The 12,120-nt window shown below is 63.1% G+C and carries 13 protein-coding genes; all 13 read left to right on the top strand.

Going from position 1 to position 12,120, the window contains the following annotated elements; all coding sequences use genetic code 11:
• On the top strand, positions 1 to 1,069 hold a 1,069-nt coding region (gene gspF / locus B3520_RS08885; protein WP_286875878.1), incomplete at its 5' end, for a type II secretion system inner membrane protein GspF.
• A 36-nt stretch (positions 1,070 to 1,105) separates the two neighbouring features.
• Complete coding sequence (gene gspG / locus B3520_RS08880) at positions 1,106 to 1,564, top strand: type II secretion system major pseudopilin GspG (protein ID WP_024461570.1); 459 nt, start codon at positions 1,106 to 1,108, stop codon at positions 1,562 to 1,564.
• Complete coding sequence (gspH, locus tag B3520_RS08875; protein WP_286806100.1) at positions 1,564 to 2,133, top strand: type II secretion system minor pseudopilin GspH; 570 nt, start codon at positions 1,564 to 1,566, stop codon at positions 2,131 to 2,133. Before gspG ends, gspH begins: the two co-directional genes overlap by 1 nt.
• Complete coding sequence (gene gspI, locus B3520_RS08870) at positions 2,133 to 2,552, top strand: type II secretion system minor pseudopilin GspI (RefSeq protein ID WP_286806101.1); 420 nt, start codon at positions 2,133 to 2,135, stop codon at positions 2,550 to 2,552. Before gspH ends, gspI begins: the two co-directional genes overlap by 1 nt.
• Positions 2,539 to 3,249, top strand: a complete 711-nt coding sequence (gspJ, locus tag B3520_RS08865) for a type II secretion system minor pseudopilin GspJ (RefSeq protein ID WP_286806102.1) — start codon at positions 2,539 to 2,541, stop codon at positions 3,247 to 3,249. The genes gspI and gspJ overlap by 14 nt, the downstream gene beginning before the upstream one ends.
• Positions 3,221 to 4,228, top strand: coding sequence for a type II secretion system minor pseudopilin GspK (gspK, locus tag B3520_RS08860; protein ID WP_286806103.1), 1,008 nt, complete (start codon positions 3,221 to 3,223; stop codon positions 4,226 to 4,228). The genes gspJ and gspK overlap by 29 nt, the downstream gene beginning before the upstream one ends.
• A 75-nt stretch (positions 4,229 to 4,303) precedes the next feature.
• Entirely contained in the window at positions 4,304 to 5,557 is a 1,254-nt protein-coding gene (gene gspL, locus B3520_RS08855; RefSeq protein WP_286806104.1) for a type II secretion system protein GspL, read from the top strand.
• Positions 5,554 to 6,036 carry a type II secretion system protein GspM gene (gspM, locus tag B3520_RS08850; RefSeq protein ID WP_123638573.1) on the top strand — a complete coding sequence of 161 codons (483 nt, stop codon included), beginning with the start codon at positions 5,554 to 5,556 and terminating at the stop codon, positions 6,034 to 6,036. Before gspL ends, gspM begins: the two co-directional genes overlap by 4 nt.
• Before the next feature lie 15 nt (positions 6,037 to 6,051).
• Entirely contained in the window at positions 6,052 to 6,831 is a 780-nt protein-coding gene (locus B3520_RS08845) for a type II secretion system protein N (protein WP_286806106.1), read from the top strand.
• A gap of 9 nt (positions 6,832 to 6,840) precedes the next feature.
• On the top strand, positions 6,841 to 7,857 hold the full coding sequence (locus B3520_RS08840) for an FAD:protein FMN transferase (protein ID WP_286806107.1): 1,017 nt from the start codon (positions 6,841 to 6,843) through the stop codon (positions 7,855 to 7,857).
• A 118-nt stretch (positions 7,858 to 7,975) separates the two neighbouring features.
• Positions 7,976 to 8,512 carry an AraC family transcriptional regulator gene (locus B3520_RS08835; RefSeq protein ID WP_286806109.1) on the top strand — a complete coding sequence of 179 codons (537 nt, stop codon included), beginning with the start codon at positions 7,976 to 7,978 and terminating at the stop codon, positions 8,510 to 8,512.
• Entirely contained in the window at positions 8,509 to 10,362 is a 1,854-nt protein-coding gene (locus tag B3520_RS08830) for a tetratricopeptide repeat protein (RefSeq protein ID WP_286806111.1), read from the top strand. The genes B3520_RS08835 and B3520_RS08830 overlap by 4 nt, the downstream gene beginning before the upstream one ends.
• Positions 10,359 to 12,120 (top strand): tetratricopeptide repeat protein (locus tag B3520_RS08825; protein WP_286875877.1); only part of this gene is annotated, 1,762 nt, incomplete at its 3' end. The genes B3520_RS08830 and B3520_RS08825, both read left to right, overlap by 4 nt.

Here is a 12,120-nt window from a genome sequence, read left to right as displayed (position 1 = left end):
GCCGGGCCTGGCGGGGCTCCGCCAGCGCTGGCGCAGCAAGATGAACGCCCGGGATCTGAGCCTGATCACCCGGCAACTGGCGTCGCTGGTGAAGTCCGGGCTGCCCCTGGACGAAGCCTTGCAGGCCACCGCCAAGCAACAGCAGAAACCGAATAACAAACAGATCATCCTCCAGGTGCGCACTAAGGTGCTTGAAGGGTTCAGTCTGGCCAAGGCCTTGGCGGAAGTGCCCGGCGCCTTCGATACCATGTACTGCGCTCTGGTCAAAGCCGGGGAGAGCTCCGGTTATCTGGCACCGGTGCTGGAGCGACTGGCGGAATACACCCAGAGCAACCAGCAGATTCAGCAGCGGCTGAAAATGGCCATGATCTATCCGCTGGTGCTGCTGTTTATCAGTATTACGGTCATTGTGGCCCTGATGGCGTTTGTGGTGCCCAAGCTGGTCAGCGTGTTCCAGCAGGGGGAACGGGAACTGCCGGCATTGACCCAGTTTCTGATTGCCAGCAGCGATTTCATCCTCAACTATGGGCACTACACCCTGTTGGCGTTGATCGGACTGGTGGTCGGGTTCCGGCGCCTGCTTCGCAACGAGGCGCGGCTGCGGCGTTGGCATGAAATCAAATTGAAACTGCCGGTCATGGGCAACCTGATCCGGCAGATCAACTCGGCCCGCTTTGCGGCGACCCTGGCCCTGTTATCCTCCAGCGGCGTACCGCTGTTGCAGGCGCTGCGGATTGCCGGGCAGGTGATGACCAACAAGATCATGCAGGAAGCCTGTGAAGCGGTCGCCGAAGATGTTCAGGAAGGGACCAGTCTGCACCGGGCGATGGAAAACGCCGGGTTCTTTCCGCCGCTGCTGGTGCAACTGGTGGCCAGCGGTGAAGCCAACGGCACCCTGCCCGAGCAGCTCGAGAACGCCGCTCAGGATCAGGAGCGCGAGCTGGAGATGATGCTCGGGGTGGCCATGGGGCTGCTCGAGCCGGCGACGGTGGTGTTTATGGGCGGCGCCGTCTGCCTGATCGTGATGGCCATTCTGCAGCCAATTTTTGAAATGAACAGTCTCATCTGATCTGAGACCTTCAATAACACAGTGGGAGTCACACCTATGAACCGGAACCTTAAAGGCCTTGGCCGTCAGAGCGGCTTCAGCCTGATTGAAATCATGGTGGTGGTCATCATCATCGGGCTGCTGGCCAGCATCGTCGCGCCGGCGGTACTGAACCGTGCCGACGAAGCGCGTCTGCAGAAAGTGCAGGCCGATTTCAAGGCGATTCAGACCGCGCTGAAACTGTATCGCATCGATAACTATGTCTACCCCAGCACCGAGCAGGGGCTCGAAGCCCTGGTGCAGCGCCCGACCATGGCCCCCGAGCCGCGCAACTGGAAACAGGGCGGTTACCTGGATGAGTTGCCGCAGGATCCCTGGGGTTCGCCCTATCAATATCTGAGCCCGGGCGAAACCCGTGAGTACGATATTTACACTCTGGGCGCCGACGGCGTCAGCGGCGGCCAGGATCAGAATGCGGATATCAGCGTCTGGGACGAGAGCGTCCAGAACGATTGATGAATCGCCCTTGTCCGATGAACCACCAGCGGGGTTTTACGCTGGTGGAAATCATGGTGGTGGTGATGATTATTGGCATCGCCGTGGCCATGGCATCACTCTCTATCGGGGGTGATGACAGCGCCTCGCGGGCCGAAGAAACGACCGAGCAGTTTATGTTGGAGGCACGTTTCGTTTCCGAGCAGACCGTGCTCAACCAGGAAATCATCGGCCTGTTCTGGGAGCCGAGGACCAGCGAGGGCAGCACTCGCCAGCGCTGGTGCTATCACTGGCAGCGATTTCGGGATCAGGCCTGGAGCCCGGTGAGCGAAAATCTCCGGGGTGACTGTCTGCCCGAGGACTTCCAACTGGAGGTCCGCTCGGAAGGTGAGCAGTGGCAGTACGATCCCCGCCAGGATCCGCAGCGGCCGGTGTTGGTGTTCTACCCGAGCGGTGAGGCCACCCCCTACGAAATGGCGATCATGCCGGCACAGTTCGACGACAGCGAAACCCAGCGGGTGGAAGTGTCGATGATGGGGGATCTGACCTGGCTGAATCGGGAAGAAGCGCGCGAGTGGGAGCAACAGTGATGCGTCTGTCGTCGGGTAGTGCCAAGCGGACGCGGGGCTTCACCCTCATTGAAGTGATGGTGGCCCTGGTGGTGGTTGCGGTGGCGTTACCGGCCTTCCTGATGCTGGTGATGTCCCAACTGGATGGCACCGCGGCGATCCGCAATAAAACCCTGGCGTTCTGGGTGGCCGAAAACGAGATGACCCGGCTTCACCTGCAGAGTAGCCAGCTGGATGATTTCACTCTGCCGGATCAGGACCAGGGAGAGGTGACCCTGGCGGGCCGGGAGTGGCGCTGGGAACTGAGCAATGAGGCTCTGGAGGTGGGCGACTACGGCGAGATGGCCGCGTTTCGACAGATTGAAATTGCGGTATCGCCACAGACCGATCCGGACAATGTGTTGGCCCGTCTGGAAGGAATTTTCAATGCGGAGCCCTAGATTACACCTGGCCCCTCAGCGGGGTTTTACCCTGCTGGAGATGATGGTGGCCCTGGCCATTGCGGCGGCCATTGCGACCATGGCGTACCAGGCCCTGGATTCGGCCAGCCGCGGTGCCGAGCGCAGCCGGGAAGTCATGGAGGGTATCAACCGACTGGATCGGGCCTGGCAGATCATCAGCGCGGACCTGCGCCATATTCTGGCGCCGGAGCCGGGGGGCCCCACCGGGCTACGCAATCCGTTTGCCGCCGATCCGTTTGGGGGAATCGGTCAGGAGGAGCGGTTGATGCTGTTTACCCGCCATTCGTGGTTGAACCCGATGGAGCGGTTGCGCAGTGACCTGCAGGAAGTCAGTTATCGCCTCGAAGAGGGAACGCTGTGGCGGGATTATCGGCCGGTCCGCAACCGGCCCTTCGATGAGTATGATTTTGAGGAACAGGCGCTTCGACAGCGGCTGTTGGACGGGGTGACGAGTGTGGAGCTCCGCTTCCTGTCCCAGGCGCTGCTGTCCCGCTCCGGACGCAGCGCTCTGGATGGTGACGATTACTTGCGGGACTGGGCCGAGGCCTGGCCCGACCCGGATCAGGTCGGGGGCAACCCGGCGGAGTTGCCCCTGGCGGTTCTGGTGCGCATAGAAATGGAGGGCGTCGGTGTCAGTGAACGCCTGTTTGAAATTACGCAGTTCCATGCGGACTGAGCGCGGCGCCGTGCTGATCATGGCCCTGCTGATCGTCAGCGTGGTGGCCGGGCTCGCGGTGAAGTTTACCGGTGAGTATCAGTTGGGGTTGGCCAAGGCCGAGAGCCGCTGGCATGGCGCCCAGGCGCGCTCCTATCTGCTGGCGGCGGAGACCGTGGCCCGCTTTGTGCTGGAGCTCGACCCGGACCCGCAAGTGGACTACCCGGAGGAAGGCTGGGGCGGCGAAACCCCGGTGGAGCTGGGCGGCGTCTGGTTGTTTGTGTCGATCACCGACGCTCAGAGCCGCATCAACCTGAATGATCTCGGGGGTGGCAACCTGAACTCCCAGCGGGCGCACAATGACCCGGAGCGCTACACGGAGATGCAGCGGCGCTTCATCCGTCTGTTGCAGACGTTTGATGAGGAGGGGGTGCCGTTGAACCCCGATGAGGCCATCGCCATACTCGAATCGGTGGTGGACTGGATGGACCCGGACAACGAAGTGAGCGGTTTCGGCGGCGCCGAGGGCGATTACTACCTGGGCCTGGACCCGGAGTATTTGCCGGCCAACCGGACCTTTGCCAGTGTGGAAGAGCTGCGTCTGGTGCGGCACATCACGCCGGAACTGATGGAGCTGCTACGACCGCACCTGACGGTGTTGCCGGCTGGGTTGAAGACCAACGTCAATACGATGTCCGACCGGCTATTGCGGACCATAAACAGTACCGAGGACCTGCTGCCACTCAGTCAGTCCCAGGTTGAGCTGCTGCGTCAGGGCTGGCCGGCGGAAGGTTTTTACCCGGACGTCAACAGCTTCCGGGGTGACAGTGTCTGGGCCAGCCTGGGGGTGAATCCGGAAACCGGAACCCTGTCGGTGAACACCAGCCACTTTGCGGTCAATACGGTCGCGTCTCTGGTGGAGCAGCGCCGGGCGATGCGCAGTATCCTGAAGCGCTCGAATGACGAGCTGACCGTGGTGCGTCGCACAGATGTGTACTGACGGGCGTGGGTATTCGCCCAATCAATTTACAGACGGGATCAGCCGTCGGATAACGGAACAACAACGATAGCGCTTATGGCCAACCAACTTGTGCTTTACACCAATCGCGCCCAGGACCAGTTTCGCTGGTGCTGGTTCGATGCCGACGGGCAACCGTTGCTCGATAGCGCCGCCTCGGGGGATCTCGATACCCTGGGGGCGATGCTCGGGGAGGGGCATCACAGCGTCTGGTTACTGCTGCCGGGAAACCAGGTGGTCACTCGCGAGCTGGAATACGCGGAAGCCGAAAAAAAACATCTGCGTCGGCTTTTGCCCTTCCAGCTTGAAGAGAGCGTGATTGGCGACATTGAGCAGTTTCATTTCGCGCTCGGTCCGGTACGTGAAGGGCGTGCCATCGCCGCCTATGTCGAGCAATCCTGGTTGCGCCAGTTGTTCGATCGTCTGGGCGAGTATCATATCGAGGTCCAGCGCACCTGGCCCCTGCCGTTGATGCTGCCCTTGCCACCAGAGACCGACCTGTCCGAGCAGTATCCCTACTGGACCCTGCAGATGCAGGGCGATCAGTTATTGGTGCGGTACGCCCCCAACCTGGGGTTCAGCCTCGATCGGGAGCAGGCGCGCCTGAGTCTGCAGATGCTGCTCACCGCTCAGAACCGGGTGGATAATCTGCCCCGGCTCAACCTGCGGGCGGAGACCGATGCGGAACTGGTCACTCTGAAGGCGCTGTTGCCGGATGAACTCCAGGACCGTATTGACGAACAGGCCGTGGTGCCTTTCTGGCAGTTGGACTTTGCCGAAACCGGCCGCGTGGATCTGTGTCAGGGCGAGTTCTCCCAGCGACTGCCGATTGAGCGCTGGTGGCGCTCCTGGCAGGGCGTGGTAGTGGCGGCCGCTGCCTGTCTCGTCCTGTATGTGGGGGTGACGGTTTATCAGGTGAATCAACTGGAAGCGGAGAATATCGAGATTCGCCGGGACATCGAGCAGGTGTATCGTTCGGTGGCGGGCCCGGGCAATTTGGTGGACGCCGAGCGTCAGTTGCGCCAGCAGTTGACCGAGCTGCAGCCGGCCAGTGCCAGTGGTCAGGTGACGCCATTTTTAGGCGATCTGTTCCCGGCGTTGGCGGAATCCGGCGGGGTCACTCTCAGTGCGGTGTCCTATGCGGCCCGCAGTGGTGAGCTGAGCCTTAACGTCCGAGCCGACACCTTCAACGCCATTGAATCCCTACGCGGTGACATTCAGACCCGAGGGTTGCAGGCTGAGCTGCTCAGCGCCAGTGCCCAGGGCGACAGTCACACGGCTCGCCTGAAAGTTACCGGAGGTCGCCCATGAAAGCGGTATTTGATTGGCTCTCCCGCTATAACCGGCGCGAGCAGACCATTCTTCTGATCGGTGGCGTGGCCGTACTGTTATACCTCTTATGGAAAGCGGTGCTGGTGCCCATGGCGGATTGGAAAGAGCGCCAGCTCAATGCCAATCGGGCGGTGAGTCAGTCCCTTGGGCGAGTGGAGTTGCTGGCCGCCCAGATTGAGCAGGCGCGCAGTAATGCTCAAAGTGATCGGGAGAACGACAGTAACCTCAGTGCCCTGGTGGACAGTAGCCTGCGTGCCAACAACCTCAGCATGAGTGGCTTCCAGCCGGGTACCGGGGGCCAGGTCAGAGTACGCCTGGACGACGTGCCCTACGACCGGTTTATCCAATGGCTCTACGACATGGAGTACCAGCATGGCGTCTCCGTGGTGGACTTCTCCATGGCCGGGACCAGTGAACAGGGTCGCGTGACCGTCAATATTCGACTGCAAAAAAACTGAGATAACGACAACGCTATGTGGGACACCCTGTCAAAATTCATTCCCCCGATCCGCTGGATACTCCTGCTGATCGTCCTGACCCTGCTGTTCGCCCTGACCCGCATTCCCGCGACCTGGGCCGCCTACTTCATGACCCAGGGCAACACCCTCGGACTCAGCGGCGTGCAGGGAACCGTCTGGTCCGGGCAGGCGCGCATGGCCAGTATCGAGATCGACAATCGGCACTACTCACTGGGTGCGCTTCGCTGGGAACTCAGCCCCTGGTCCCTGCTTACCCTGACACCCTGCGCGGATGTCAGCGCCACCCTGGAAAACCAGAACATCGACGGGCGGGTCTGCGCTGGACTGGGCGGCTCGGTCCGGGTCAGCGACACCAGTGTCGATGCGCCGGCGAGCCTGATCCAGGCGGGGGTTCCGGTGCCGATTCAGGGACAGCTTGCGGCCAATATTCAAACCATGCGCATGAAGGGCGGACGCCTGTCTGAACTGCAGGGCAACCTCAGTTGGACCGGCGCGAGGGTTCAGGCGGACGGCACCTGGGTGACACTCGGCAGCTTCGCCGCCGAGGCCCGCTACGATGCCGAACGCGATGCGCTGGTGGCAGATGTGTTTGATCTCGACGGTCCCATCGATCTGGAAGTGGAAACCCGACTGCCCCTCGCCGGAGGCATTTTTGTGGAAGGTGAGCTGGAGTTGACCGGCGCTTTCAGTGACCAGATCCAGGCGCGCGAATGGCTGCCCATGGTGCTCGACCACCAAGAGGGCAACCGCTACCACGTCGACCTGCAGTTCTGACGGCGCGCCATGATGATGCCCCGCCTCCCGGTCGTCATCGCTCTCAGGTTCATGATGCTGGGGCTCCTGGTACTGGGCAGCTCGCCCAGTACCGCCGAGTGGTACAGCGACCAGCAGGCCATCATGGGCACCGAAGTGGTGGCTCGCCTTTGGCACGACGATCCTGAGCAGGGGCGGGCCGCCCTGGCCGCAGTGATGAACGAACTGCATCGTATCGACCGCCATTTCAGTCCCTACAAACCGGACAGTGAGCTGTCCCGCCTGAACCGGGAAGCGCCCGAGGCCACTGATGAGCAGCCTCTGACGATCAGCGCTGAACTCACCGAACTCTTGTCTCGATCCAAATACTACGGGGAACTGACCGGGGGTGCCTTCGATGTCACTTTTGGTTCGGTCGGGCGTCTCTACGACTACCGCTCGGGCCGTCAGCCGGACGACGCCACCCGCAAGGCGCTGCTGGCGGCCATCGATTACCGACGGATTTACCTGGACCGGAAAGAAGATACCGTCTGGTTTGGCCATTCCAAGTTGTATGTCGATCTGGGTGGTATTGCCAAAGGCTACGGTGTGGACCGGGCCATTGAGCTTTTGCGTGCACGGGGTATAGAGCATGCCAGCGTCAGCGCCGGAGGCGATACCCGTCTGATCGGCGATCATCGTGGTCGCCCCTGGCGGGTGGGCATCAAAAACCCCCGTGCGCCCGAAGATGTGGCGATTGTAGTGCCTCTAAATAACGAGGCCATTTCCACCTCCGGCGATTACGAGCGCTACTTTGTGGATGCGCAGGGCGAGCGCATTCACCATATTCTCAATCCTCGCACCGGTACTTCGGCGCGGGGCATCATCAGCGCGACGGTTCTGGGGCCACGGGCCATGGACACCGATGCGCTCTCAACCAGCGTGTTTGTTCTCGGTCTGGAGGCGGGCCTGGCGCTGATCAATCGGCAGCCGGAATTCGAAGCCATTGTGATCACCGACGACGGTCGAGTGCATTACAGTGATGGACTGATTGACCCCGAAGAATAGGGCGCCGTATAGGCCAAGTGTGCGCGCCGTCACAATTCCAGCGCACCGGTGCCACTAAAATAATAAGCCGTTGTAAGCTGCGCCAGAACTCGCACGTTTCCGTCAGGAGAGCCTTCCAATGTCATCCCATTCCTTCCGTCCGGTGCGGCGGCTTGTCGGACTTTGTGCGGCCCTTGTATTGGCCGTCCCTTTGGCCTGGGCCCAAAGTGATCTCGAGGCCGATCTGGAGCAGCTTAAAGAGGACACCCTGAACCTCAACCGCGACCTGCTGATTCTGGAAGAAGAGCTACTCTATCCGGCATCGAGCCAAATAGCGGTGTACCTGTCGGTGGATCTCGGGGAATTCTTTCATCTGGACGGGGTGCGCCTTCAGGTAGATGGCGATCCGGTGGCCGCACAGTTGTATACCGATGCTCAGCGCGAAGCCTTGTATCGAGGCGGCGTTCAGCGGCTCTATCTGGGTAACCTCACTTCCGGCGAACATGAGATCAGCGCGGTCTTTACGGGCATCGGGCCCGACGGCCGGGATTACAAACGCGGCGCCGATCTGGTGGTGGAAAAAGGTCAGGAGCCGCTGGTGCTGGAGCTGAAAATCGTGGACTCCGAGCGCAAACTGCAGCCGGTTTTTGCCATTGAGGAGTGGGCGCTGCAATGAGGCATTGGGCGCTGCCACTGTCGTTTGCCCTGCTCGGCCTGGCTCCGGTTACCTGGGGCCAGGCCGAGCTGCGTGAAGGCGTGGCTCGCTATCACTACTATCAGAACGATTACCTGCCGGCCCTGAGCGAGCTGATGGTGGCCCGAAAGCAGGGGGACCTCGGGCTTGACCGGGGGGCGGTCCACGAGGGTGCCATCCGTATGGCCTTCGGCATGTCGGCCAGTGCCGAGCGTCTGCTGGAGTCCGCCTTGTCTGGCCGCCCGGCACAGCGCGACGCGGCACGTTTCTATCTGGGTAAGCTTCACTATCTGCGGGGCGATTGGGCGCAGGCCACCGATGCCTGGGCGCGATTGGGTGATGCCCTCGACCCGGACCTCGCCCGGGAGCGTCGTGCACTTGAGTGGCAGTGGCGCCTGCGCACCGGTGAGCCCGAGCCCGTGGACCCTGAGACGTTGTGGGACCAGTTGGGTGAATGGGCCCCGGTGGTGCTCTACAACCTCGGCGGCGCTTTCGCCCGGGCCGGTGATCGGGAGCAGGCCCGGCACTACTACCAGGTGTTGGTGGAGGAAGTCCCCCGCCAAGAGCGTCACAAAGCCGAATACCTGACCCTGCGCGATCGGGCCTTTACCGCCCTGGGGTTTACGGCTCTGCTGGAACAGGATTTCGAGCGCGCCGAGCAGGCCTTCGATCGGGTGCGCCTGTCCCGCGAGGATGCGGACCAGGCACTGCTGGGCTACGGCTGGGCGGCCCTGGAGCGGGGGGAGCCCGCCCGCGCGGTCCGCGCCTGGCAGGCTCTGGGTGAGCACTCACTCACCGGTAGCGCGGCCCAAGAGGCGTTGGTAGCCCTCCCCTACGCCTACACCCAACTCGACGCTCCCCAGGCGGCGCTGGATGCTTACGATCGGGCCGATGCGCGTCTGGAGGAAGAGCTCGCCCGGGTAGATCAGCTCCGGCGACAACTGACCCCCGCCTATCTGCGCCGCCAACTGGCGGCCACCGACCCCCGGGGCACCCTGTATCTGGAAGGCCGTGAAAACTGGCTGACGCTGACCGAATCCACGGTTGCCGCCAGCGCCGATCCCTACCTGTCTGACTGGGTCAATCAGAGTCCGTTTCAGAGTCAGGTACAGGCGCTCAGCGATCTGCGTGATCAGGCGCAACTGCTGGCGGACTGGCCCGAGAAGTTGGCCCACTACGGCCAACTGTTGCGGAACAAGCGTGCTCTGCGCAATGACCGTCAGGCGGATGTCGCACGGCGCCAACTCTGGGCCCAGATCGGGCAGTTGCGTGAACGACGTGCCCCTCTGGTCGCCCGCCTGTCGGACATCGAGGCCCGGTCGGATTATCTGGCCCTGGCGGATGACGAAACCCGCCGCCTATACGAGCGCGTCGAGGCGGCGCGTGAGCGGGCCGATCGGCTGACGGCGGCGGGCGAGTTGGAGAACCCCCGGGAAACCCGGGACCGACTGGCGCTGTACCGGGGTATATTGCTCTGGCGTGCCGCTCAGGACTATCCAGACCATCTGTGGCGGGTGCGCAAACAGCAGCGGGACCTGGACCGGGCCCTGGCGCAGTTGCGCACCCGGCAAGACCGGGTCCGCACGGTGATTGCGGACAACCCGGATATTGAACCGGCACTGGCCCGTATCGCCGAGCGGACCGAGGCGATTGTGCGCCAGCGGCAACGCCTTGATGAGGCGCAGCAGCGTCAGGCCGAGCAGCTCGCGGACAACCTGCAGACGCACCTGGCACAACACCAGGCCCGTTTGACGCAGTACCTTTCTCGCGTGCGACTGGGCGCCGCCCGGCTGCAGGATCGCGCGCTGCGCGAACAGGGAGGTGCACCGTGAGTCGCGTCTTCAGATCCCTGGGCTTGGTCAGTGCCCTGGCCCTGATGGCAGGCTGCGTGAGTTCCGGGAATCGGCACGGTGGTCTGGAGGCATTGCCCGAGGCCCGGTTGCCGGGGTCCGAAGCGCTCACCCCGGAGTCGGCCGAGCGCATTGCCCAGCGTTACGAGCGGGCGTTGGCGGTGGCGCAGGATCCGGCGCTGCAACTGGACATCCGCTGGCGTCTGGCGGATCTGGCGATGGCCCGCAGCGAAGCGGCGTTGGCACGTTCGGACAGTGTCGAGCCGCAATTTGGCGGGCCGATCGAGCGCTACCGGGCCCTGCTGAGCGATTACCGTGAAGGCCGGTGGGCGGAGGACGGCATCGAACCGCCGGCCTCCCCGGATCATCTTTACTACCATCTGGCCAAAGCCTACGCGCTGGATGGCCGTATGGAGGAAGCGAATCGGACACTGGTGGCGCTTGCCGAGCAGTTCCCCGAGTCGCGCTACTACGCCGAGGCCCAATTCCGCCGTGCCGAGCGGGCCTTCTCGCAAGGGGATTACGCGGCGTCCGAGGCACTTTACCGCGAGCTGCTGCCGGATGTGGGCGCGGCTCCCGAGTTCGGTCAGAACGCCCTATACATGCGCGCCTGGGCCCAGTTCAAGCAGGGGGATTACCCCGAGGCACTGGTGAGTTTTGCCGGCGTCCTGGATCATCTGCTCCTGCCGGCGGATGACGCGGCACAACTGGATCGGGCCTGGGCGCAACTCAGTGGTGCCCAGGCCGAGGTGGCGGGCGATGCCCTGCGTGCCATGGCCCTGTCATTCGCCTATCTCGAGGGGCCTGACAGCATTGGTGAGCTGGAGCGCCGGATCGGCGCCCGCCCCTATGAGCATCGGCTCTATCAACGCCTGGCAGAAACCTACCGCGAACAGGAGCGGGTGCGCGACGCCGCCGACACCTACGGACGGTACGTGGCCGAAAACCCCGACAGCGATCTGGCCCCGGGCTTCACCCTGGCCCAGATTGACACCTACCGGGAGGGACGCTACCCCACCTTGGTGCGTGCCGGCCAACAGGAGTTTGTGCGCCGTTACGGGCTGCTCAGTGCCTACTGGTTCCGTCGCGGCGGTCAGCCGGGGGCATTGGTCGAAGAGTCATTGCGCGAGTTTCTGCCAGCGCTGGCCAACTTTCAGCACGCCCGGGCCCAACGTCTGGCGGACGAAAGTGCCGGGGAAGAGCGGACCCGGCAGGCGTTTGCCCATGCCGCCACCTGGTACCGGGAGTTCGTGGCCAGTTTCCCCGAAGACCCGGCCGTACCGGAGCAGCGTTTTCTGTTGGCCGAAGCCCTCAATGCCGCCGGGCAGTGGCCCGAAGCGTTGGAGCACTACCGCCGGGTGGCGTTTGACCACCGAGACCCGGAGTACGGCCGCGAGGCCGGCTACGCGGCGGTGTTGCTCGCCGATGAGCTGGAGCGCCGCGCCGGGCCGGAGACCGATCACTGGTGGGCCCGGCGGTTGGAAGTGGGCCAGCAGTTTGCGGATCAGTATGCCGATGACCCGCGAGCCACCGGTGTACTCGGTCACCTGGCCCGCGGACAGCTCGAACGCGGTGAGCTTAATAGCGCCGCCGCCCTGGCGCAGAGACTGCTTGATTGGCAGCCGCCGGCCAGTGCTGACGAGCAGTTCAGCGCCTGGCTGGTACTCGGCCACAGTCAGTTCGATCTGGGACAGTTTGCCGCTGCGGAGCGGGCCTATTGGCAGTTGCTCGAGCGCTGGG

Origin of the sequence: Marinimicrobium sp. UBA4509, assembly GCF_002388575.1 — a bacterium.
Lineage (GTDB): Bacteria > Pseudomonadota > Gammaproteobacteria > Pseudomonadales > Cellvibrionaceae > Marinimicrobium > Marinimicrobium koreense.
Note: the sequence above shows the minus strand (reverse complement) of the source record. Positions and strands in the feature narration are given on the sequence as shown.

Bases quoted from the DNA above. Each gene is read 5' to 3' on its own strand.
- gspG (WP_024461570.1), top strand. From the start codon at position 1,106: ATGAACCGGAACCTTAAAGGCCTTGGCCGTCAGAGCGGCTTCAGCCTG.
- gspH (WP_286806100.1), top strand. From the start codon at position 1,564: ATGAATCGCCCTTGTCCGATGAACCACCAGCGGGGTTTTACGCTGGTG.
- gspI (WP_286806101.1), top strand. From the start codon at position 2,133: ATGCGTCTGTCGTCGGGTAGTGCCAAGCGGACGCGGGGCTTCACCCTC.
- gspJ (WP_286806102.1), top strand. From the start codon at position 2,539: ATGCGGAGCCCTAGATTACACCTGGCCCCTCAGCGGGGTTTTACCCTG.
- gspL (WP_286806104.1), top strand. From the start codon at position 4,304: ATGGCCAACCAACTTGTGCTTTACACCAATCGCGCCCAGGACCAGTTT.
- gspM (WP_123638573.1), top strand. From the start codon at position 5,554: ATGAAAGCGGTATTTGATTGGCTCTCCCGCTATAACCGGCGCGAGCAG.
- B3520_RS08845 (WP_286806106.1), top strand. From the start codon at position 6,052: ATGTGGGACACCCTGTCAAAATTCATTCCCCCGATCCGCTGGATACTC.
- B3520_RS08840 (WP_286806107.1), top strand. From the start codon at position 6,841: ATGATGATGCCCCGCCTCCCGGTCGTCATCGCTCTCAGGTTCATGATG.
- B3520_RS08835 (WP_286806109.1), top strand. From the start codon at position 7,976: ATGTCATCCCATTCCTTCCGTCCGGTGCGGCGGCTTGTCGGACTTTGT.
- B3520_RS08830 (WP_286806111.1), top strand. From the start codon at position 8,509: ATGAGGCATTGGGCGCTGCCACTGTCGTTTGCCCTGCTCGGCCTGGCT.